General features: G+C 69.6%; 17 protein-coding genes and 1 pseudogene. 15 read left to right on the top strand and 3 right to left on the bottom strand.

Annotated features, from left to right (window positions below; all coding sequences use genetic code 11):
* Window positions 1–47: 47 nt before the first annotated feature.
* The 13 genes from ACFQV6_RS22115 to hpf all read left to right on the top strand — a co-directional run bounded on the left by ACFQV6_RS22115 (window position 48) and on the right by hpf (window position 14,550).
* A complete protein-coding gene (locus tag ACFQV6_RS22115) occupies window positions 48–1,427 on the top strand; it encodes a phosphomannomutase/phosphoglucomutase (RefSeq protein ID WP_378029438.1) in 1,380 nt (459 codons plus the stop codon).
* A gap of 44 nt (window positions 1,428–1,471) precedes the next feature.
* Window positions 1,472–1,651: a Trm112 family protein gene (locus ACFQV6_RS22110; protein WP_378029437.1), complete on the top strand. Its 180-nt coding sequence runs from the start codon at window positions 1,472–1,474 to the stop codon at window positions 1,649–1,651.
* A 59-nt stretch (window positions 1,652–1,710) separates the two neighbouring features.
* A complete protein-coding gene (locus ACFQV6_RS22105) occupies window positions 1,711–2,853 on the top strand; it encodes an SIS domain-containing protein (RefSeq protein ID WP_378029537.1) in 1,143 nt (380 codons plus the stop codon).
* Window positions 2,850–3,797, top strand: a complete 948-nt coding sequence (locus tag ACFQV6_RS22100) for a cation diffusion facilitator family transporter (RefSeq protein WP_378029436.1) — start codon at window positions 2,850–2,852, stop codon at window positions 3,795–3,797. The genes ACFQV6_RS22105 and ACFQV6_RS22100 overlap by 4 nt, the downstream gene beginning before the upstream one ends.
* Before the next feature lie 20 nt (window positions 3,798–3,817).
* Window positions 3,818–5,017, top strand: a complete 1,200-nt coding sequence (gene manA / locus ACFQV6_RS22095; protein ID WP_378029435.1) for a mannose-6-phosphate isomerase, class I — start codon at window positions 3,818–3,820, stop codon at window positions 5,015–5,017.
* A gap of 789 nt (window positions 5,018–5,806) precedes the next feature.
* Entirely contained in the window at window positions 5,807–7,282 is a 1,476-nt protein-coding gene (ahcY, locus tag ACFQV6_RS22090) for an adenosylhomocysteinase (RefSeq protein ID WP_378029434.1), read from the top strand.
* A gap of 172 nt (window positions 7,283–7,454) precedes the next feature.
* Window positions 7,455–8,303 (top strand): helix-turn-helix domain-containing protein, encoded by an 849-nt coding sequence (locus ACFQV6_RS22085; protein WP_378029433.1) that lies wholly within the window; start codon window positions 7,455–7,457, stop codon window positions 8,301–8,303.
* A gap of 44 nt (window positions 8,304–8,347) precedes the next feature.
* Window positions 8,348–8,557 (top strand): DUF397 domain-containing protein, encoded by a 210-nt coding sequence (locus ACFQV6_RS22080; RefSeq protein ID WP_378029432.1) that lies wholly within the window; start codon window positions 8,348–8,350, stop codon window positions 8,555–8,557.
* 150 nt (window positions 8,558–8,707) lie between these two features.
* The gene (gene mtrA / locus ACFQV6_RS22075; RefSeq protein WP_378029431.1) at window positions 8,708–9,397 is read left to right on the top strand and encodes an MtrAB system response regulator MtrA; all 690 of its coding nucleotides are present in this window, start codon (window positions 8,708–8,710) and stop codon (window positions 9,395–9,397) included.
* A 29-nt stretch (window positions 9,398–9,426) separates the two neighbouring features.
* Window positions 9,427–11,094: an MtrAB system histidine kinase MtrB gene (gene mtrB / locus ACFQV6_RS22070; RefSeq protein ID WP_378029430.1), complete on the top strand. Its 1,668-nt coding sequence runs from the start codon at window positions 9,427–9,429 to the stop codon at window positions 11,092–11,094.
* A complete protein-coding gene (locus ACFQV6_RS22065; RefSeq protein ID WP_378029429.1) occupies window positions 11,094–12,914 on the top strand; it encodes an LpqB family beta-propeller domain-containing protein in 1,821 nt (606 codons plus the stop codon). Before mtrB ends, ACFQV6_RS22065 begins: the two co-directional genes overlap by 1 nt.
* A gap of 12 nt (window positions 12,915–12,926) precedes the next feature.
* Entirely contained in the window at window positions 12,927–13,646 is a 720-nt protein-coding gene (locus tag ACFQV6_RS22060) for a ComF family protein (RefSeq protein ID WP_378029428.1), read from the top strand.
* A 286-nt stretch (window positions 13,647–13,932) separates the two neighbouring features.
* Window positions 13,933–14,550 (top strand): ribosome hibernation-promoting factor, HPF/YfiA family, encoded by a 618-nt coding sequence (gene hpf, locus ACFQV6_RS22055; protein ID WP_378029427.1) that lies wholly within the window; start codon window positions 13,933–13,935, stop codon window positions 14,548–14,550.
* Here the strand turns inward: hpf and ACFQV6_RS22050 are convergent, their stop codons facing one another.
* Complete coding sequence (locus ACFQV6_RS22050; protein ID WP_378029426.1) at window positions 14,551–15,627, bottom strand: GNAT family N-acetyltransferase; 1,077 nt, start codon at window positions 15,625–15,627, stop codon at window positions 14,551–14,553. It lies immediately after the preceding gene.
* A gap of 185 nt (window positions 15,628–15,812) precedes the next feature.
* Here ACFQV6_RS22050 and secA point away from each other — a divergent pair.
* A pseudogene (secA, locus tag ACFQV6_RS22045) lies at window positions 15,813–18,333 on the top strand (preprotein translocase subunit SecA); the annotation flags it as partial.
* Between the two features lie 86 nt (window positions 18,334–18,419).
* Window positions 18,420–18,719, top strand: a complete 300-nt coding sequence (locus tag ACFQV6_RS22040) for an SEC-C metal-binding domain-containing protein (protein WP_378029536.1) — start codon at window positions 18,420–18,422, stop codon at window positions 18,717–18,719.
* A gap of 340 nt (window positions 18,720–19,059) precedes the next feature.
* On the opposite strand, the gene ACFQV6_RS22035 is transcribed toward ACFQV6_RS22040, so the two are convergent.
* Together ACFQV6_RS22035 and ACFQV6_RS22030 are read right to left on the bottom strand one after the other, a co-directional pair.
* A complete protein-coding gene (locus ACFQV6_RS22035; RefSeq protein WP_378029425.1) occupies window positions 19,060–19,626 on the bottom strand; it encodes an Rv3235 family protein in 567 nt (188 codons plus the stop codon).
* Between the two features lie 280 nt (window positions 19,627–19,906).
* Entirely contained in the window at window positions 19,907–20,134 is a 228-nt protein-coding gene (locus ACFQV6_RS22030; protein WP_378029424.1) for a helix-turn-helix domain-containing protein, read from the bottom strand.
* Window positions 20,135–20,206 lie beyond the last annotated feature (72 nt).

The raw sequence follows: 20,206 nt of genomic DNA, 5'->3' as shown, positions 1-20,206 counted from the left end.
CTCCGATACCCTCGGGCCAATAGGGGATTCGGGTGAGGAGTAGGTAAGTGTCGGATCTGTCGCAGATCATCAAGGCGTACGACGTCCGGGGCATCGTTCCGGATCAGTTCAACGAGGCGGTGGCGCGGGCGATCGGCACGGCATTCGTCGAGATGCTGCGGGAGTCCGGCGACGAGCCGGATCAGATCGTGATCGGGCACGACATGCGCGAGTCCGGGCCGGGCCTGGCCGCCGCCTTCGCCCGGGGTGTGAACGCAGCCGGCGCCGCGGTGATCAACATCGGTCTCGCCTCGACCGACCAGCTCTACTACGCCTCCGGCTCGCTCGGCCTCCCCGGCGCGATGTTCACCGCGAGCCACAACCCGGCTCAGTACAACGGGATCAAGCTGTGCCGCGCCGGCGCCCGCCCGGTCGGGCAGGACAGCGGCCTCGTCGGCGTTCGCCGGCGGGCCCAGGCGCTGCTCGCCGATCTGAACGCGGAGGCGGACGGCCCGGCCCGAGTGGAGCAGCGTGACCTGCTCAAGGACTACGCGGCGCACCTGCGCTCGCTCGTCGATCTCTCCGGCATCCGCCCGCTCAAGGTGATCGTCGACGCGGGCAACGGGATGGGCGGGTACACCGTCCCGGCGGTTCTCGGCGACCAGGTCCTGTCCCCGCTGCCGCTGGAGATCGTGCCGCTCTTCTTCGAGCTGGACGGTTCCTTCCCGAACCACGAGGCCAACCCGCTGGACCCGAAGAACCTCGTGGACCTCCAGAACGCCGTACGCGAGCAGGGCGCCGACATCGGTGTCGCCTTCGACGGCGACGCCGACCGCTGCTTCGTGGTGGACGAGAAGGGCGACCCGGTCTCGCCGTCCGCTGTCACCGCACTCGTCGCGACCCGTGAGCTGGCCAAGTTTCCGGGCAGCACGATCATCCACAACCTGATCACCTCGGCCGCGGTGCCGGAGATCATCACCGAGAACGGCGGCAAGCCGGTCCGCAGCCGGGTCGGCCACTCCTTCATCAAGGCCGAGATGGCGCACACCAACGCGGTCTTCGGCGGGGAGCACTCCGCGCACTACTACTTCCGTGACTTCTGGTTCGCCGACACCGGCATGCTGGCGGCCATGCACGTGCTCGCGGCGCTCGGCGGCCAGCCGGAGCCGCTCTCGGAGTTCGCGGCGGAGTACGAGCGGTACTCGGCCTCAGGTGAGATCAATTCCACGGTTGCCGACTCCGCCGCCAAGATCGCCGAGGTGCGCGCGGCCTTCCCGGGCGCCGCTGTGGACGAACTGGACGGTATGACCGTGCAGGTCGGCGACGGTGCCTGGTTCAACCTGCGCGCCTCGAACACCGAGCCGCTGTTGCGCCTGAACGTCGAGGCTCGTGACGCCGCGCGGATGGCGGCGCTGCGAGACGAGGTGCTCGCCATCGTTCGTGGATAGGATCGCCTCGAACCATGCTTGGCCCACGACGAAGGAGTAGATCGGTGGCGCTCGATCAGCAGTTGCTGGAGATTCTGGCCTGCCCGGACACCCATCACGCGCCTCTTGACTACGACGCGGACGCGCAGACGCTGACGTGCACGGAGTGCGGCCGGATCTTCCCGATCCGCGACGACATCCCGATCCTCCTCCTGGACGAGGCCATCGAGGGAGACGCCAAGTGACGTCGGGAGTCAACGGCCACCGGATCGCCGACGAGTCGCTGCTCAACGACGAGAAGACGATGCTCGGCAACGACCCGGGCGGCATGCTCCGGGCCACCGCCTCGGCCGGCGCGCAGGTCCGCGAGTCGGCCGCGCTCGCCGCCGAGGTCGACCTGTCCATGCTGGCCGACGAGGGGCGCCCGCGCGCCGTCGTGGTCGCCGGCATCGGCACCGCCGGCCTGACCGGCAACATCCTGGCCACCGTCGCCGGCCCCCGCTGTCCGGTGCCGATCATCGGTCACCGCAGCGCGGGCGTGCCCGGCTGGGTCGGCGCGGCCGACGTGGTGATCGCGGTGTCCGCCTCCGGCCGCAGCCCGGAGGCGCTCGCCGCTGCCGAGGCCGCCGCCCGCCGGGGCGCCCGGCTGGTCGCCATCGGCAATCCCGGCTCCGAGTTGGAGGCGATGGCCGAGCGGGCCCGCGCCCCGTTCATCGGCGTGCCGCGCCGGGCACCGGCCCGCGCCACCATCTGGGGCCTGACCATCCCGGTGCTGCTCGCCGGGCGGGCGCTCGGCCTGGTCAAGGTGACCGAGGCGGACATCGCCGAGACCGCGACCCGGCTGGACAACGACGCCGAGCGGTGCCGTCCGGCCGCCGACTCGTTCGTCAACCCGGCCAAGGCACTCGCGCTCGGCCTGGCCGGCTCGGTGCCCATCGTCTGGGGCTCCTCCCCGCTGGCCACGGTCGCGGCCCGGCGTTTCGGCGACACCCTCGCCGCCAACGCCCGCTACCCGGTCATGGCCGGTGCGCTCGGCGAGGCCGGTCGCGGCCGGGTGGGCCTGCTCGACGGTGTCTTCGGCGGCCTGGCCGAGGGATCGCGGGACATCTTCGCCGACCCGGACGAGGCCGACGAGAACGTGACCCGGCTGCGGCTCGTGGTGCTTCGCGACGGCGGCCTGAACCCGGAGGACGACGCCGACGAGCCGGTCGCCGTCGAGGAGCGCCGCGCCGACGCCATCCAGCAGCTCGCCGACCAGCGAGGGGTGCGCTGCGACGTGCTCACCGCGGAGGGCGGCTCGTCGCTGGAGCGGCTCGCGTCCCTGGTGGCGGTGCCCGACTTCGCCTCGCTCTATCTCGCGCTGGCCCACGGGCTCGATCCGATGGCCGTGCCGGCGATCAGCGAGATGAAGGAACTGTCGAACCTGATAACGGACGGGCTTCAATGAGCGCTGAGGGCGGCACCAAGGCGATCATCGCCGCGCTCGGCGCCAACCTGGGTATCGCGGTCACCAAGTTCGTCGCCTTCCTCCTCACCCAGTCGTCGTCGATGCTGGCCGAGTCGATCCACTCGGTCGCCGACTCCGGCAACCAGCTGCTCCTGCTGATCGGCGGCAAGCGGGCCAAACGGGCCGCGACCCCCGAGCACCCGTTCGGGTTCGGGCGTGAGCGCTACATCTACGCGTTCATCGTGTCCATCGTGCTGTTCAGCCTCGGCGGCCTGTTCGCGCTCTACGAGGCGTACCACAAGTGGCACGAGGGTGGCGGGATCGAGAGCCACGCCTGGGTGCCGATCGTCGTGCTGGTGGTCGCCATCGGGCTGGAGAGCTACTCCTTCCGTACCGCGATCAAGGAGTCGAACCAGATCCGCGGCAAGATCGGCTGGGTGAGCTTCGTCCGCCGGGCCAAGGCCCCCGAGCTGCCGGTGGTGCTCCTCGAGGACTTCGGCGCGCTGATCGGCCTGGTCTTCGCGCTCTTCGGCGTCTCGCTGACGATCATCACCGGCAACGGCATCTGGGACGCGATCGGCACGGCGGGTATCGGCCTGCTGCTGGTCACGATCGCGGTCATCCTGGCGATCGAGACCAAGAGCCTGCTGCTCGGCGAGGGTGCCACTCCGGAGGCGGTGCGGCAGATCGAGCAGGCGGTGCTGGCCGGCGATGGCGTCGAGCGGATCATCCACATGAAGACGCTGCACCTCGGCCCGGACGAGCTGCTCGTCGCGGTGAAGATCGCGGTACCCGGGACCGAGAGTGCCGCGGATGTCGCCCGGCACATCGACGAGACTGAATCGCGGATCCGTGAGGCCGTCCCGATCGCTCAGGTGATCTACATCGAGCCGGACATCTACCGGGCCGATCACGCCTCGGCGGCGCCCCCCGCGCACGCCTGACAACTGTTATTTTGCCGGGTATGACCGTGTACCCGCTGACCGGCGTGATCCGGCCGTACGCCTGGGGCTCCCGGACCGCGATCGCCGAGCTGCAGGGCCGTCCCACCCCCACCGAGGGGCCCGAGGCGGAGCTGTGGCTCGGCGCTCATCCGGGCGACCCCTCAACGGTGCCGGGTCCCGGCGGACCGGTCGAACTCACCAAGCTCCTCGCCGACGACCCGCACTGCCAGCTCGGCGACACGGTCACCGCGGCCTTCGGGACGCGCCTGCCGTACCTGATGAAGGTTCTCGCCGCCGACGCCCCGCTGTCGCTGCAGGCTCATCCCGACGACGCCTACGCGCGCGAGGCCTTCGCCCGCCAGGAGGCGGACCCGGCCGCGCCCAAGAACTACACGGACGCGCACCACAAGCCGGAGATGCTTGTCGCGCTCACACCGTTCGAGGCACTCTGCGGCTTCCGCCCGCCCGCCGTCTCCGCGGACGTCATCGCCGCCTTCGGCCTCCCCCGCCTGGACCCGGTGATCACCGCCCTGCGCACTTCCGACTCGGCTTCCGGCCTGGCCGAGGCGGTGAAACTGCTGCTCACCTGGCCCGCCGGCGACCGCGCCGCATTGATCAACGATGTGGTGGCCGCTGCCGCAGCCCTCCCCGCCGACCACGAGCACGCCGACTCCTTCCAGCTGGCCCGCAACCTCGCCGACCACTACCCCGGCGATCCCGGAGTACTTGTCGCGCTCCTGCTCAACCTGGTCCGCCTCGCCCCCGGCGAAGCGATCTGGATGCCCGCCGGCAACCTCCACGCCTACCTGCGCGGCCTCGGCGTCGAACTGATGGCCGCCAGCGACAACGTCCTCCGCGGCGGCCTCACCCCCAAACGGGTCGACGTGGACGAGTTGCTCCGCGTACTCCGCTTCGAAGTCCTCGACGACCCCCTCCTGCACCCCACCGCGACCGACGGGACCGTCACCTCCTGGCGCGTACCGGTCCCCGACTTCCAACTCGACCGCGTCATCCTCACCGCCGATCGCCCACCCGCACGTCTCCCGGGCGCGGGCCCTCGTCTCATCCTCGGCGTGGCGGGCGACGTCCATGTGGGGGAGGGGCATGGCACCCCCGTGTCGGTCCAGCCGGGCACAGCCGCTTACGCCCCCGCCGACGCGGGAGAACTCACTGCGGCAGGCGTCGGCGAGATCTTCATCGCTTCGGTCCCGCTCCCTTAGACGTACGCCCAAAGCTCCCCACCGCCCCAACCCACCCCCACGACGGGTGCCACCTTCCCGCCAGCCGCCAGCCGCCAGCCGCCGACCGCCAGCCGCTCTCCGCCAGCCGCTCTCCGCCCGCCGCGCCAGTCCCGCCAGCCGCCAGTCCCGCCAGCCGCCAGTCCCGCCAGCTGCCAGTCCCGCTGGCCGCTAGCGGCCAACCGCCGACGGTGAGCCGCCCGTGGCGTGGGTGGGCGCACACGTTCGCGGCTCGTGAGCGCTGACTAACGCCATGGCGTTGCTGAAAGCGCACGCTCGGCTTCTGTGTGCGCCGGCTGCCGCCGGGCAGGGTTCGCAGGCGCGCACGGTGTGCGCTGACTTCTCGCAGCACGACATGCGCTGACTCCTCTCGGCACTCGTGGGCGCCCACCGTGTGCGCTGACTTCTGCGGCGCGTGGGCCCTCGTGGTCGGCACCGATTGCCCCCGATGATGGGCGGGCGGTGAGAGGTCCGACACGGAGAGTGCAACTTGGGTCCGAAATTTGTTGAAATTCCTTGACATGATGGTTGCGGAGTGTGAATCTAGAAGCACGCAGCGTCATTGGTGATCGGGGGGTCCCACGGACGCGCGCGGTACCAAACCGGGGGGATGAACGGGGCGGCGGGCTCAGGCCTGTCGCCCCGTTCGCTATTCCGCCCCGAGTCGCTCCGGACCGGGCTGCTTCGGAATGGGAGTGGGGCTTCTGGGGGAGCTCTCGCCCGTACGATAAATGGGGTTAAATCGTCCCCACCAACGGCCAGGAGCTTTCGATGACCAGCACGTTGCCGGCAAGTCGTCCCACGACGCTCGCCGAGGGTGACTTCAAGGTTGCCGACCTGTCGCTTGCCGCGTTCGGCCGCAAGGAGATCGAACTGGCCGAGCATGAGATGCCCGGCCTGATGTCGCTGCGCGAGGAGTACGGGCCCGCTCAGCCGCTGCGCGGGGCACGGATCACCGGCTCGCTGCACATGACGATCCAGACCGCGGTGCTGATCGAGACGCTGACCGCGCTCGGTGCGAGGGTCCGGTGGGCATCGTGCAACATCTTCTCGACGCAGGATCACGCGGCCGCGGCGATCGTCGTCGGCCGCGAGGGTACGCCGGAGAAGCCCCAGGGTGTGCCGGTCTACGCGTGGAAGGGCGAGACCCTCGACGAGTACTGGTGGTGCACCGAGCGGGTGCTGCTCTGGCCGGACGGCGAGGCGCCCAACATGATTCTCGACGACGGCGGTGATGCGACGCTGCTGGTGCACAAGGGTGCCGAGTTCGAGCGGGCCGGTGCCGTGCCGTCGCCGGAGACCGCCGACTCGGAGGAGTACGCGGTGATCCTGAAGCTGCTTGGCCGCAGCCTGAAGGAGGACGGCAAGCGCTGGACGCGGACCGCGGCGGGCATCAAGGGTGTCACCGAGGAGACCACCACGGGTGTGCACCGGCTCTACGAGATGCAGCAGCAGGGCACGCTGCTCTTCCCGGCGATCAACGTCAACGACTCGGTGACCAAGTCGAAGTTCGACAACAAGTACGGCTGCCGGCACTCGCTGATCGACGGCATCAACCGGGCCACCGACGTGCTGATCGGGGGCAAGGTGGCGGTGGTGTTCGGGTACGGCGACGTCGGCAAGGGTTGTGCGGAGTCGCTGCGCGGCCAGGGTGCCCGGGTCATCGTGACCGAGGTGGACCCGATCTGCGCGCTGCAGGCGGCGATGGACGGCTTCCAGGTGGCCACCATCGACGACGTGGTGGAGTACGCGGACATCTTCGTGACCGCGACCGGCTGCTTCGACGTGATCACCCACGAGCACATGGCCCGGATGAAGCACCAGGCGATCGTCGGCAACATCGGCCACTTCGACAACGAGATCGACATGGCGGGCCTGCAGAGGCGCTCCGACGTCAAGAAGATCAACATCAAGCCGCAGGTCGACGAGTGGCGCTTCGCCGACGGGCACTCGATCATCGTGCTGTCCGAGGGGCGCCTGCTGAACCTGGGCAACGCGACGGGCCACCCGTCGTTCGTGATGAGCAACAGCTTCTCGAACCAGACGATCGCGCAGATCGAGCTGTTCACCAAGACCGAGGAGTACCCCGTTGGGGTGTATGTGCTGCCGAAGAAGCTGGACGAGAAGGTGGCCCGGCTGCACCTGGACGCGCTCGGCGTACGGCTCACCGAGCTGACCAAGCAGCAGGCCGCTTACCTGGGTATCGCCGTGGAGGGACCGTTCAAGCCGGAGCATTACCGGTACTGACGTGCAGGAGCCCTCGCTCGCCCGCGGAGCGAGGGCTCGCATCCGCCCGGCGGTTGCCGCCACCGGGTTCGGCCTTCGCCTTCTCATTACTCCACGCCACCGGCCGCGGTGCAAGTGCATTGTCGGCTGTGCAACTTGCAAAGCCCTATCGATACGCCGATATGGTGACCACGTGGCGAGGCCGACATCGACTGCGCGCCGCGAGCTCGGGGGAGAACTGCGCCGGCTCCGCGGTGAGCGCCGCGCTGTCGACGTGGCGACCGCTCTGGGCTGGTCCGAGTCGAAACTGAGCCGGATCGAGACGGCACACACGGGGATCACCGAGTCCGACCTCGACCGGCTCCTCACCCTGTACGGAGTGGCTGTCGAGGACCGCGGCCGCCTGCGTGACCTGGCCCGCCGCGGCCGGACCCGGGCCTGGTGGACGCCGTACCGCTCGTCGGTGCCGGATCCGTACGACGAGTATCTCGCCCTGGAGTCCGAGGCGGTGCGGATCTCCGAGTGGGAGGCCCAGGTGGTGCCGGGCCTGCTCCAGACCGACGAGTATGCGAGAGCCGTCATCGAGACCGGGGCGGACATCGAGGACATGTCCACGATTCAGCGCCGGCTCGCCGTACGCATGGCTCGTCAGGCCGTTCTGACCCGCGACCCGCCGCCGGCCCTGCGGCTCATCCTCGACGAGGGCGTTCTGCTGCGTGAGGTCGGTGGGCGCGACGTGCAGTGCCGCCAGTTGAGCCGGCTCTACGAGGCCAGCACCCGGCCCGGCGTGGAGCTGTTGATCCTGCCGTTTCACGCCGGTGCGCACGCCGGGCTGACCGAATCGTTCCTGGTGATGGAGTTCGGCGAGGGTACGCGTAACCCCGTGGTGCACATCGAAGGGCTGACCGGTGGCCTCTTCCGGGTGAAGGCCGACGAGATAGACGTTTATCAAGATGCCTTCGATGACCTGCTGGAACGCGCATTGTCGCCAGATCAGAGCCGAACGGCCATCGCTGAGACGAGGGATCGATTGGCCCGGTGAGCGGCTGCCATGGGTTCCAATGGAGAGGCATTCCATGGAAGGAGATGACCATGCAGGACGCCAAGCCCACCTGGCGCAAGAGTAGCCGCAGTGGCGCTGCCGGGCACTGCGTCGAAGTCGCTGACGTTCCGGCCGCTGTGCTGGTGCGTGACTCGAAGGACGCCACGGGCCCGGTGCTCCGTTTCGGCACCGGGGACTGGACCGGCTTCATCGCCGGAATCCGAGCAGGGGAGTTCGACCGGCCCGGCGCGTGACAGGTTGCGTGCCACGGGCGGTCCCGGAGCGGGACCGCCCGTTTTTCTATGCCGATTCGTGTCCGGTTTGCGAATACCGGGCCGTCCTCCTGGGCAAGATCGACCCCCAGGTCGCGCGAAGGCTGGGACGACAGTGCAATATTGGACCGCATGAGAGCCCGGGTACTGGTCGTCGACGACGATCCCGCGTTGGCCGAGATGCTCGGCATCGTCCTGCGCAGTGAGGGTTTCCTGCCGTCGTTCGTGGCGGACGGAGAGCGCGCTCTGGCCGCCTTCCGGGAGAACCGGCCGGACATCGTCCTGCTGGACCTGATGCTGCCCGGGATGAGCGGCATCGACGTGGCACGTGCGATCCGTGCCGAGTCGGGCATCCCGATCGTCATGCTGACGGCGAAGAGCGACACGGTGGACGTCGTGCTGGGCCTGGAGTCCGGTGCCGACGACTACGTGGTCAAGCCGTTCAAGCCCAAGGAACTGGTGGCGCGGATGCGGGCCCGGCTGCGCCGGGGCGAGGACGCCGCGCCGGAGATGCTCACCATCGGGCCACCCGGCAACCAGATCACCATCGACGTGCCGGCGCACACGGTGTCGCGTGACAGCGAGGAGGTGAAGCTCACCCCGTTGGAGTTCGACCTGCTGGTGGCGCTGGCCCGCAAGCCGCGCCAGGTCTTCACCCGTGAGGTGCTGCTCGAGCAGGTCTGGGGATATCGGCACGCCGCCGACACCCGCCTGGTCAACGTGCACGTCCAGCGCCTGCGCGCCAAGATCGAGCCGGACCCCGAGCGGCCGGAGATCATCCTGACGGTTCGTGGTGTCGGCTACAAGGCGGGCACCGGCTGACCGCCAACAGCGGTTAACCTTGCCGCGTAATGCGTGCTCCGGCCTGGCTCCCCATGCCCGTGCGCCGCGCCCTGCGAGTGGTGCGGCGCCACTGGCGCGTGGTCGCGCGCCGGTTCCAGCAATACACGGCACCGGCCCGCCGGTCCTGGCGGCGCTCGCTCCAGCTGCGGGTGGTGGCGCTCACGCTTGTCGCCTCCAGCCTGCTGGTCGGCACGTTCGGCTGGTTCATCGCCGACCGCAGCGCCAAGATCCTGCTCAGCCGCACCCAGGACGAGGCCGCCACCGCCATCGACGCCAAGGTCCAGTGGGCATCCAGCCAGTTGACCGTGCACCCGGCGGCCCGCGATCCCGAGCTGCCCAACACCATCAACGCGACGGTCAACGAGCTGTTCGACGGCGACCCCGCTGAGGACGGCGGCTCGATCGTCTCGATCCGGGCGGCGGACTATCCGGACCTGCGCTCGGTGACCCTGCCCAGCGTCGACGCCCGCAACCTGATCACGCCGGAGATGGTTCGCAAGGTCGCCGAGTCGGGCCTCGTGGCACATCAGATCCGGACCGCGGAGATCAACGGCAAGACCACGAAATATCTTGTGTACGGGTCTCCGGTGCCCACCAAGTTCGGACATCTCGAGCTCTACTACATGGTCCCGCTCACCTCCGAGGATCAGGACGCCAACCTCATCCGGACCACGGTGCTCGCCACCGGCCTGGCCCTGGTAATGCTGCTCGGCGTGGTGGCGGGCCTGGTCACCCGGCTGGTGGTGACCCCGGTCCGGGTCGCCGCCCGGACCGCGCAGCGGCTCTCGGCGGGCCTGCTCGACCAGCGGATGAAGGTGGACGGCGAGGACGACCTGGCCCTGCTGGCGGCCGCGTTCAACCAGATGGCGGCGAACCTGCAGCGGCAGATCGTCCGGCTGGAGGAGATGTCCCGGCTGCAGCGGCGGTTCACCTCCGACGTGTCGCACGAGCTGCGGACGCCGCTGACCACCGTGCGGATGGCGGCCGACCTGATCTTCTCCGAGCGGGAGGACTTCGATCCCGCCGTGGCCCGCAGCGCCGAGCTGCTCCAGGCCGAGCTGGACCGCTTCGAGGACCTGCTCACCGACCTGCTGGAGATCAGCCGGTTCGACGCCGGCTTCGCCGCGCTGGATGCCGAGCACACCGACCTGGTGCCGATCGTGCGGCGGGTCGCCGACCGCCTGGCCGGCCTGGCCGAGCGGGCCGGTGTCGAGTTGGACCTGCGCCTGCCGGACACCCCGGTGATCGCCGAGGTCGACCCGCGGCGGGTCGAGCGGGTGCTGCGCAACCTGGTCGGCAACGCGGTGGAGCACGCCGAGGCGAAACCCGTGGTGGTCACCATGACGACCGACGAGGCCGCGGTCGCGGTCACCGTGCGCGACTACGGCATCGGGCTGAAAGCCGGCGAGGAACGGCTGGTCTTCAACCGGTTCTGGCGGGCCGACCCGTCCCGGGCACGGCAGACCGGCGGCACCGGCCTGGGGCTCTCGATCAGCGTCGAGGACGCCCGCCTGCACGGCGGCTGGCTGGAGGCGTGGGGCGCGCCGGGTGAGGGCGCCCAGTTCCGCCTGACCCTGCCGGTGCGCGCCGGCGACAGGCTGGTCGCCGCCCCGCTGCCGCTGATACCGCGGGACCGGCCGGCCACGACCGCCGGCGAGCCCGCGGAGGTGAGCTGATGCGCCGCTCCAAGCCTGTCGCGCTGCTGCCCGTGGCCACCGTCCTGGTCGTGCTGGGGCTCGGCGGGTGCGGTATCCCGGACGAGACCGCGGTGACCGAGGTCGGTCCGGGTCCCTCGACCGGCATCTCCTCCGGCGACAACGACACGCCGGCACCTGTCACCCGGACGACGTCGCGGGAGCGCGGCCAGTTCGTCCGCAACTACCTGGAGGCCGCGGCCGGCGACTACGACACCGCGCTGGACCGGGTCAAGGCGTTCATGACGCCGGAGGCGAAGGCCAAGTTCAAGCCGGCCACCGCACCGCGGGTGATCCGCCTGACCGGCGATCCGCTCGTCACGCCCGGCGAGAAGGAGGTCTCCTTCAGGTACCAGGTGATCGGCACGCTCGGCAAGAACGGCATCCTCGAGCCGGCCCAGGAGGCGCTCTCCGGTGAATACGAGGTCACCGTCGAGGAGAGTCCCACAGACGGTCTCTTCGTCGCCGACGCCCCCGAGTATGTGCTGCTCAGCGACACCGCGCTGGCGAAGAACTACGCCGAGCGGACGATCTACTTCTGGAACATCGATCGCACCGTCCTGGTCCCCGACGTCCGTTACATGCTGGACGAGGTGCCGGAGGAGCAGGAACCCACGATCATCCTCGGCTGGCTGATCTCCGGCCCCTCGCCGCTGCTCCAGGACGCGGTCGAGAGGCTGCCGGAGGGCACCGCGACGATCGGCAAGGTCGTGCCCCGCGACAACCGGCTGGAGATCAACCTCAACGCTCAGGCCGTGCCGACCGAGGGCGCGTCCGGCGCCCTGGACCGGTTGCGCAAGCAGCTCCAGTGGTCCCTGCGGCATCTGCTTCCGCAGACCCTCGATCTCAAGATCGGCCATCAGGAGACGATGCACTACTCCGACAACGACTACCTGTCGAGCAACCCGGCCAACCGCCTGGGCGCCACGCCGGAGCGGTTCGTGGTGTTCGAGGGCCGGGTCGTCCGCCTGGCGGATTCGCTGCGGGACGAGGAGCCGGTTCCGGCCATCCCGGCGGCGGCCAACAAGGACGTGCGGACGGCGGGGCTGAGCTCGTCGGCGACACACACCTTCGCGGCGCTGATCACCGGATCCGGGCGCGGCGAGACGCTGCGGGTCGGCGGCGCACCGTTCAACCAGGAGGTCACCCTGCGGGCGGTCTCCGGGCTGCCGGCCGGCGCGGGTTACCCGATCTGGGCGATCACGCCGAACGGGACGACCGAGGGCGCGGTGGGCCTGATCGTGGCCAACGGCCGGATCTACAGCTTCCGGGCGGAGGGCGGCCCGGCCCGGCAGGTGCCGTGGGCGGGCGGGACGGGCCGGGTCACCGCCGTCTCGGTGGCGCCGGACGGGCACCGGGTGGCGTTCGTGGCCGGCGGCCGGCTCTACCGCGCGGCCCTCACGGTCAGCGGCGACGGTGTGGCGCTGAACGACCCGGAGCTGCTGCACCCGCCGCTCGCCACCGTCACCGCGGTCGGCTTCAGCAGCGAGAGCTGGCTCACCGTCGCCGGTACGACGACCGGCCGGGACAACCGGGTCGCGATCATCGACGTGTCGGTCGACGGTGCGCTCCAGGGGCCGCGGCCGCTCGACATCGGCGACGGCGCGGTCAACTACCTGGCCGTCTACCCGGTCAATCCGGCCACCAACCAGTACCACTCCAACTCGGTGGCCTTCACCACCGGTACGGCGGCCTGGGACGCGCTCTCGACAGCGGTCCCGATCGACGTCGGCGACCTCGCCAGCCCGCCCGCCGATCCGCCGGCCGGCCGGATACCGACGGCGCCGTTCTACCTCGACTGAGGACGCGAAGACATGGTCGCGGGGCTCCTCGGTGAGATCGCCGACCTGGTTCTCCCGGGAGTGTGCGCGGGGTGCGGCGCTGAGCGGGAGCGGCTGACCTACGGGACCTGCGCGGCCTGTGTGGCGGCCCTGGAGGCGTTGCGGCCGCATCCGGCCGCACCGAGTCCGCCTCCGCGGGGCTTTCCGGCTTGTGTGACCGTTGGGCCCTACGCCGGGTCGTTGCGTGGTGCGCTCCTGTCGTACAAGGAAAGAGGCCGCCACCGGCTCGCCCGGCCTCTCGGTGTCCTGCTGGCCGGCGCGGTCGCGGCGATCGCGCCGCGCGACCGCCCGGTGGTGCTCGTCCCGGTCCCCTCCACCGCTGCCGCCCGCCGGGAGCGACACGGTGATCACATGGTGCGGATGACCCGGCACGCGGTGCGGCGTCTGCGATCAGCCGGGTACGACGCGAAAGCCCTTCACCTGCTGCGTGCCCTGCCGCGCCCTGACTCCACGTCGCTGGATGCTGCCGATCGGTTGACCGCAGCTGTCAATTCGCTGCGAATCACACCCCGAATCGGCGTTCTGCAACGCGGCGATCGGAACAGGCGCACGCTGGTGGTGACGGACGACATCGTTACCACCGGGGCGACGCTGACCGCGGTGGTACGCCGTCTTGAGGAGGCGGACATGCAGGTCACAGGCGCTGCGGTACTGGCTGCGACACAACTTCGCAGGACCACTCCCGTCAATTGACCGCGATTCCGCCCCGGGCTCCGGTAGAGGCGAACGTCAGCCTTCCGGTATCCCGAACGAGGGGTGACGGGCGGGCAGAGTCACGTTAGCGTCTAGGTGACGAGGGTAAGCGCGAACTCTTACCCGCCGCCGGGGGCGCCGATACATCGGCCTGGTCGCCGCACCGGAAAGGAGTCGTCTCACCCACGTAGGCCGCGTCAGTGGCTGATCACGCGGCGTTTTCCCTGAGCTGCACGAAGCGCCGTGGTTCGGCGCCCGCAAAGAACACCGTTGGGGGAGGTCACGAGTGGACATTGTCGTCAAGGGCCGCAACGTAGAGGTTCCCGACCACTATCGAGAGCATGTCGCCGACAAGCTGAGCAAGGTCGAGCGTTACGACCAGAAGCTGATGAGGGCGGACGTGGAGCTCTTCCACGAACGCAATCCGCGACAGTCCGACACTTGCCAGCGGGTCGAGATCACGGTGATGACCAAGGGCCCGGTGATCCGCGCCGAGGCACAGGCACAAGACTTCTACGCAGCTCTGGACTGCGCCATCAACAAACTGGACGGCAGGTTGCGCCGCTCCGCCGACCGGCGCCGCGTCCACCGCGGACGGCACGCACCCGTGTCCGTGGCCGCCGCCACCGCGAACCTTCCGACCGACCTGACCGGAAGCACCGCCACGCTGACCGCTGAACCATCTGTCGACACCGAGCTGGTCGAGCACGACGAGAACCAGCCGTGGCGCATCGTCCGGGAGAAGGAACATCCGGCTGAGCCGATGACCGTCGACGACGCGCTCTTCCAGATGGAGCTGGTCGGACACGACTTCTATCTGTTCCAGGACAAGGACAGCGGCCGCCCCAGCGTCGTCTACCGCCGCCGCGGTTACGACTACGGCATTCTCAGCCTGGCCGTCTGATCACCCTTCGCTGGAGGCCTGCGCCAGTAGGTCTCCAGCCAGGAGGACGTGCTGGATGTCGTCGTTGCGTGCGCCGTCCGCACCGGGCAGTCGCGAGCGCATGTATCCCTCACGCTGGAAGCCGGCCTTCTCCAGGACCCGCTGCGAGCCGATGTTGGTGGGCAGCGTCCCGGCGATCAGGCGCACGATGCCGGTCTCCGCGAACGCCCAGAGCGAGAGAAGCTGGGCGGCACGTGTCGCCATGCCCTGCCCGCGGAACGCCGGCAGCATGCTGTAACCGATCATCGCCTGCCCGGTGGGCGGCTCCTGGTAGTAGAGCGAGATCTCACCGGCCGGAGCACCCGTGGCGTTGTCGAGGATGACCAGGTCGGCGGTCGTGCCGGCCAGCCACTGCGCCTCGGAGCGGTTGCAGCGGCGGCGGATCTCGTCGGCGCTCTTCCGGACCGGCGGAACACTGGTGTTGATCACGTCGGGCAGGCCGTGCAACTCCGCGTAGAAGTCGAGGTCGTGCTCGGTGACCGGGCGCAGCGTCACCACGCCGTCGGTGAGCTCGCCGCCGGGCAGGTCGGGAAGCAGGCGGGTGCCCGGCTTCTCCGGGTCGCCGGCGACGCGGGTCCAGACGAGGAGGTCGTCGCGGCCACCGTCCGGGTTGGGAACGGCACTTCGGCGTACGCCCTCGCGGGTGTAGCCGGCCGCCAGGGCGACCCGCTGCGCCGCCGCGTTCTCCCAGTGGGTCAGGACCTCCAGCCGTTCCAGGCCGGTGCCGAAGGCATATCGGCTCAGCGACTTCAGGGCCGCCGTGGCGACGCCGCGCCGGCGTGCCGACGGCGCGACCCAGAACGTCACCTCGGCCTGGCGCCGGCTGGGGATCACCAGGTCCAGGCCGGCGCCGCCGAGCAGCTCACCGGTCTTCTCGTCGGCGACGACATAACCTGTGCCGGTGGTGAGGCCGGTGTCGGGCCGGGCGAAGCGGCGGAAGACCGGATCCTCGTACGCGAGGGCGAGCGCCTCCGCGTCGGACGGTTCGTACTCCCGGAGCCGGATTCCGCCGGCCGGTTCATCAAGCTTGGGGTTCACGTAGTCATCCTTTCCCGGGACGCGCCCGGGCGCCAAACTAGTTTGAACATGCCGGCGGCTGCGCTATCAGCGAACTCGCCGACACGTTTCATACTTTTTGCGCGCTTCACGGGAGGCTCGGGTCACAGGTCTAGGGCGAAGGTGCCTACGATGGTTCAGCAGACTGTCTAGGGGAGCGTTGACCCGTGTCGATATTGGAAAAGATCCTCCGCGCCGGCGAAGGCCGCATGGTGCGCCGGCTCAAGGCGATCGCGGACGCGGTCAACTCGATCGAGGACGACTATGTCGACCTGACCGATGACGAGTTGCGCGAATGCACCCAGCAGTTCAAGGAGCGTTACGAGGAGGGCGAGTCACTCGACTCGCTGCTCCCCGAGGCGTTCGCTGTGGCTCGCGAAGGTGCCAAGCGCGTCCTCGGCCAGCGGGCGTATGACGTCCAGCTCATGGGTGGCGCCGCGCTGCACTTCGGCAACATTCCCGAGATGAAGACCGGTGAGGGCAAGACCCTGACCGGCGTGTTCCCGGCCTACCTCAACGCGTTGAGCGGCCAGGGCGTGCACATCATCACGGTGAACGACTACCTCGCCCAGCGTGACGCCGAGTGGGTGGGCCGGGTGCACACGTTCCTCGGCCTCACCGTCGGCGTGATCCTGCCGAACCGGCCGGCGGCCGACCACCGTGCCGCCTACCTGTGCGACATCACGTATGGGACGAACAACGAGTTCGGCTTCGACTACCTGCGCGACAACATGGCGTGGGCGAAGTCGGAGCTCGTGCAGCGCGGGCACAACTACGCGATCGTCGACGAGGTGGACTCGATCCTCATCGACGAGGCGCGGACCCCGCTGATCATCTCCGGCCCGGCCGAGCACTCCGCCCGGTGGTACGGCGAGTTCTCCCAGATCGTCAACCGCCTCCAGAAGGGCAAGGACGGCGAGGGCGACTACGAGGTCGACGAGGCCAAGCGGACCGTCGCGATCACCGAGCGCGGCGTCTCCCGGGTCGAGGACCGGCTCGGCATCGACAACCTGTACGAATCGGTCAACACCCCGCTCGTGGGCTACCTGAACAACGCCATCAAGGCCAAGGAGCTCTACAAGCGGGACAAGGACTACATCGTCAGCCCCGACGGCGAGGTCCTGATCGTCGACGAGTTCACCGGCCGCATCCTGCACGGCCGGCGCTACAACGAGGGCATGCACCAGGCGATCGAGGCGAAGGAAGGTGTGGAGGTCAAGCAGGAGAACCAGACCCTGGCGACCATCACCCTGCAGAACTTCTTCCGCCTCTACGACAAGCTCGGCGGCATGACCGGTACAGCGCAGACCGAGGCCGGCGAGTTCAACAGCGTCTACAAGGTCGGCGTCGTGAGCATCCCGACGCACCGCCCGATGATCCGGATCGACCACCCGGACGTCATCTACAAGACCGAGCGGGCCAAGTTCGACGCCGTCATCGAGGACATCGCCGAGCGGCACGCCAGCGGTCAGCCGGTGCTCGTCGGCACCGTCTCGGTGGAGAACTCGGAAATCCTCTCCACCCTGCTGCGCAAGCGCGGCATCCCGCACAGCGTGCTGAACGCGAAGTTCCACGCCCAGGAAGCCACGATCATCGCGCAGGCCGGCCGCAAGGGCGGCGTCACCGTCGCCACCAACATGGCCGGCCGCGGCACCGACATCCTGCTCGGCGGCAACCCGGAATTCCTCGCCGCGACCGAGCTGGCCCAGCGCGGCCTCGACCCGGTGGAGAACCCGGAGGAGTACGCGAAGGCCCTCGAAGAAGTGCTGCCGAACTGGAAGGAAGCCTGCGAGTCCGAAGCCGCCGAGGTCACGGCGGCCGGCGGCCTCTACGTGCTCGGCACCGAACGGCACGACTCCCGCCGCATCGACAACCAGCTCCGCGGTCGTTCCGGCCGGCAGGGTGACCCGGGCGAGTCCCGGTTCTACCTGTCGCTGCAGGACGACCTGATGAAGCGGTTCCGGGCGGGTGCTGTCGAGGCGGTCATGGAGCGCTTCAACATCCCCGAGGACGTGCCGATCGAGTCCAAGATGGTGACCCGGCAGATCCGCAGCGCACAGACCCAGATCGAAGCGCAGAACGCCGAAATCCGTAAGAACGTCCTCAAGTACGACGAGGTGCTCAACAAGCAGCGCCAGGTCGTCTACGCCGAGCGCCGCCGGGTGCTCGACGGCGAGGACATGCACGACCAGATCACCAACATGATCGACGACGTGATCGCCGACATCGTCACGGCGGCCACCGCCGACGGGTTCGCCGAGGACTGGGACCTGGAGCAGCTCTGGACCAACCTCAAGCGGCTCTACCCGGTCACCCTCACCATCGAGGACATCGTCGCCGAGTCCGGCGGCGAGCGGAACACGATCGACCAGGAGTTCCTCACCGCACAGCTCAAGCAGGACGCCCAGGCGTCCTACTCGGCACGTGAGGAGGAGCTCGGCCCGGAGGCGCTGCGCGAACTGGAGCGCCAGGTGCTGCTGGCGGTCATCGACCGGAAGTGGCGCGAGCACCTCTACGAGATGGACTACCTGCAGGAAGGCATCAGCCTGCGGGCGTACGCGCAGCGCGACCCGGTGGTCGAGTACCAGCGCGAGGGCTTCGACATGTTCAACCAGATGATGGAGGGCATCAAGGAGGAGGCCGTCGGCTTCGTCTTCAACCTGGAGGTTCAGGTCGAGGAGCAGCCCACCGTCACGGTCGACCCCAGCCAGGCCTACGAACTGCCCAGGGTCGGCGGCGACGCACCGGACGACACCGAGCCCGAGCGCGTCGAGGTGCACGCCAAGGGTCTCGGCGGTCCCGGCCGCCCCCAGAACCTGCAGTACACGGCCCCGGCAATCGACGGCGAGGCCGGCGACGGCCGCCCGGTGATCCAGCGGCCCCAGCAGCCGTCGGGCCAGGTCGGCATCGGCCCGGGCGGCTCGCCGGTCCCGGCCAGCCCCGCCCACACCGGCGCCCGCGCCGCCTCAGGCCGCACCCAGTCCGAGTCGAACGGGCCGTCGCGCAACGCCCCCTGCTACTGCGGCTCGGGCAAGAAGTACAAGCGCTGCCACGGAGCACCCGGCGTGGCGTAATCCCGCCTCCACGCTCCTCAACCGGCGGTCGCGCTTCGACGCGGCCGCCGGTTCTTGTTGCCGGGGCGGCTCTAGCTTCGGTTCCTGTTGCCGGGCGCCCTAGCCCAGGTTCTCCTGCCCGGGTGGCCCTGGCCCGGCTACCGGCGACTGCGTTACCCGCCGGCGCGAGCCCGGGACGGCCGTCGCCTGTGCCGCTCGCCGGCCGCCCTGGGAGTTCACGCGCCGCCGCCCGCCGCCGCCGCCCGCGCCGCCCGCCCGCGCCGGCTCACTGCCGTGCCGCCCCTGGCCGCACCCACAGGACGGGCGCGCCGCTCGCGTTGGGCCGTGTGGCCTTGGGCGATCAGATCAGCCGTAGGACGGTGGCGGACCAGCTCTGCTGGTGCAGTTCCATCCGCAGCGCCATCGCCCAGGTCCGGTCGCCGATCACCAAGGCGACCGCCGCCTCCACAGCGCCCGGCCGGGGCTCGCAGAGCCGCAGCTTCAGGACCGCGACGGGAACCGGTCGCCGCGCCCGCCGGTTGCCCATCCGGCTCGCGTTGCGGAAGTCGGTGACCCGCCGTGCGCCGGCCAGCCCTTCGGACACCACATCCGCCGCGTCCGAGGGCAGGGACAGCCGGCGCAGGTGACCGGCGGGCCGGTATCCGTTGAGGACCTCGACGCAGAGGTGCACGAACCGCCGGACGGCCAGTTTCGCGTCGCTGGAGGCACCGGCAACCACCGGTGGTGCGTCGGCAGCGCTCAGCGGTGCGCCGGTGTCGACCGGCGGCGTTGCGGGAGACCGGGCCGAGTCGGTGGGATCCGGTGCCGTCGGCGCCTGAGAAACGGACCAGGTCAGCGGCAGCTGCCGGGCCGAAGCCCACACCTGTGGAGACAGCTCGTCGTCGAACGGGGGTTCATACCGCGGCACCGGGCGGAGGCGGATCGCCGGCCGAGGCCCGGTGGGCGCGATCCCGGACGTTGAACGCTGGCCTGTTGCGCGCTGGCCTGTTGCACGCTGGCCTGTTGCACGCTGGCCTGTAGCGCGCTGGCCGGTTGCACGCGGGACCGTTGAACGCTCGACAGTTACCGGCATTGCCACCACCGTTCCCTACGTTTGCCTCCGTTTGCTTACGACAGCCTGAAGTCTCCTCGGCAACCGCACACCGGTCAATGTGCCGCCATCGATCCGGGGGAAGGCGCAAAAAGGGTCACTCGGGCTCCCGCTCGATCATCGGGTTCTCCCGCACCCAGGCAGCAGTTTCCGCGTACTTGTGCTGGATGTATTCCTCGAGCCTGGTGCGTTCCACGCGCCACTGACCGCGCCCACCGATCTTGATCGCGGGCAGTTCGCCGCTGCGCACCATGTGGTACACCTGCGAGTCGGAGACGTTCAACTCGGCCGCGACGTCGGACAGCAACAGGAATCTGGGCTCCACAGCCTCAGTTTGCCATCGTTTGCGTCCGGCAGCGTACTTGAGGTGGGAAGCCGCCCGGGTCACCACGATCCG

The organism is Actinoplanes sp. GCM10030250 (genome assembly GCF_042666575.1).
Lineage (GTDB): Bacteria > Actinomycetota > Actinomycetes > Mycobacteriales > Micromonosporaceae > Actinoplanes.
Note: the sequence above shows the minus strand (reverse complement) of the source record. Positions and strands in the feature narration are given on the sequence as shown.

What these genes read in the sequence shown, in the direction of transcription:
- ACFQV6_RS22105 (WP_378029537.1), top strand. Translation starts at nt 1,711, where the DNA reads ATGCTCGGCAACGACCCGGGCGGCATGCTCCGGGCCACCGCCTCGGCC.
- ACFQV6_RS22100 (WP_378029436.1), top strand. Translation starts at nt 2,850, where the DNA reads ATGAGCGCTGAGGGCGGCACCAAGGCGATCATCGCCGCGCTCGGCGCC.
- manA (WP_378029435.1), top strand. Translation starts at nt 3,818, where the DNA reads ATGACCGTGTACCCGCTGACCGGCGTGATCCGGCCGTACGCCTGGGGC.
- ahcY (WP_378029434.1), top strand. Translation starts at nt 5,807, where the DNA reads ATGACCAGCACGTTGCCGGCAAGTCGTCCCACGACGCTCGCCGAGGGT.
- ACFQV6_RS22080 (WP_378029432.1), top strand. Translation starts at nt 8,348, where the DNA reads ATGACCATGCAGGACGCCAAGCCCACCTGGCGCAAGAGTAGCCGCAGT.
- mtrA (WP_378029431.1), top strand. Translation starts at nt 8,708, where the DNA reads ATGAGAGCCCGGGTACTGGTCGTCGACGACGATCCCGCGTTGGCCGAG.
- mtrB (WP_378029430.1), top strand. Translation starts at nt 9,427, where the DNA reads ATGCGTGCTCCGGCCTGGCTCCCCATGCCCGTGCGCCGCGCCCTGCGA.
- ACFQV6_RS22065 (WP_378029429.1), top strand. Translation starts at nt 11,094, where the DNA reads ATGCGCCGCTCCAAGCCTGTCGCGCTGCTGCCCGTGGCCACCGTCCTG.
- ACFQV6_RS22060 (WP_378029428.1), top strand. Translation starts at nt 12,927, where the DNA reads ATGGTCGCGGGGCTCCTCGGTGAGATCGCCGACCTGGTTCTCCCGGGA.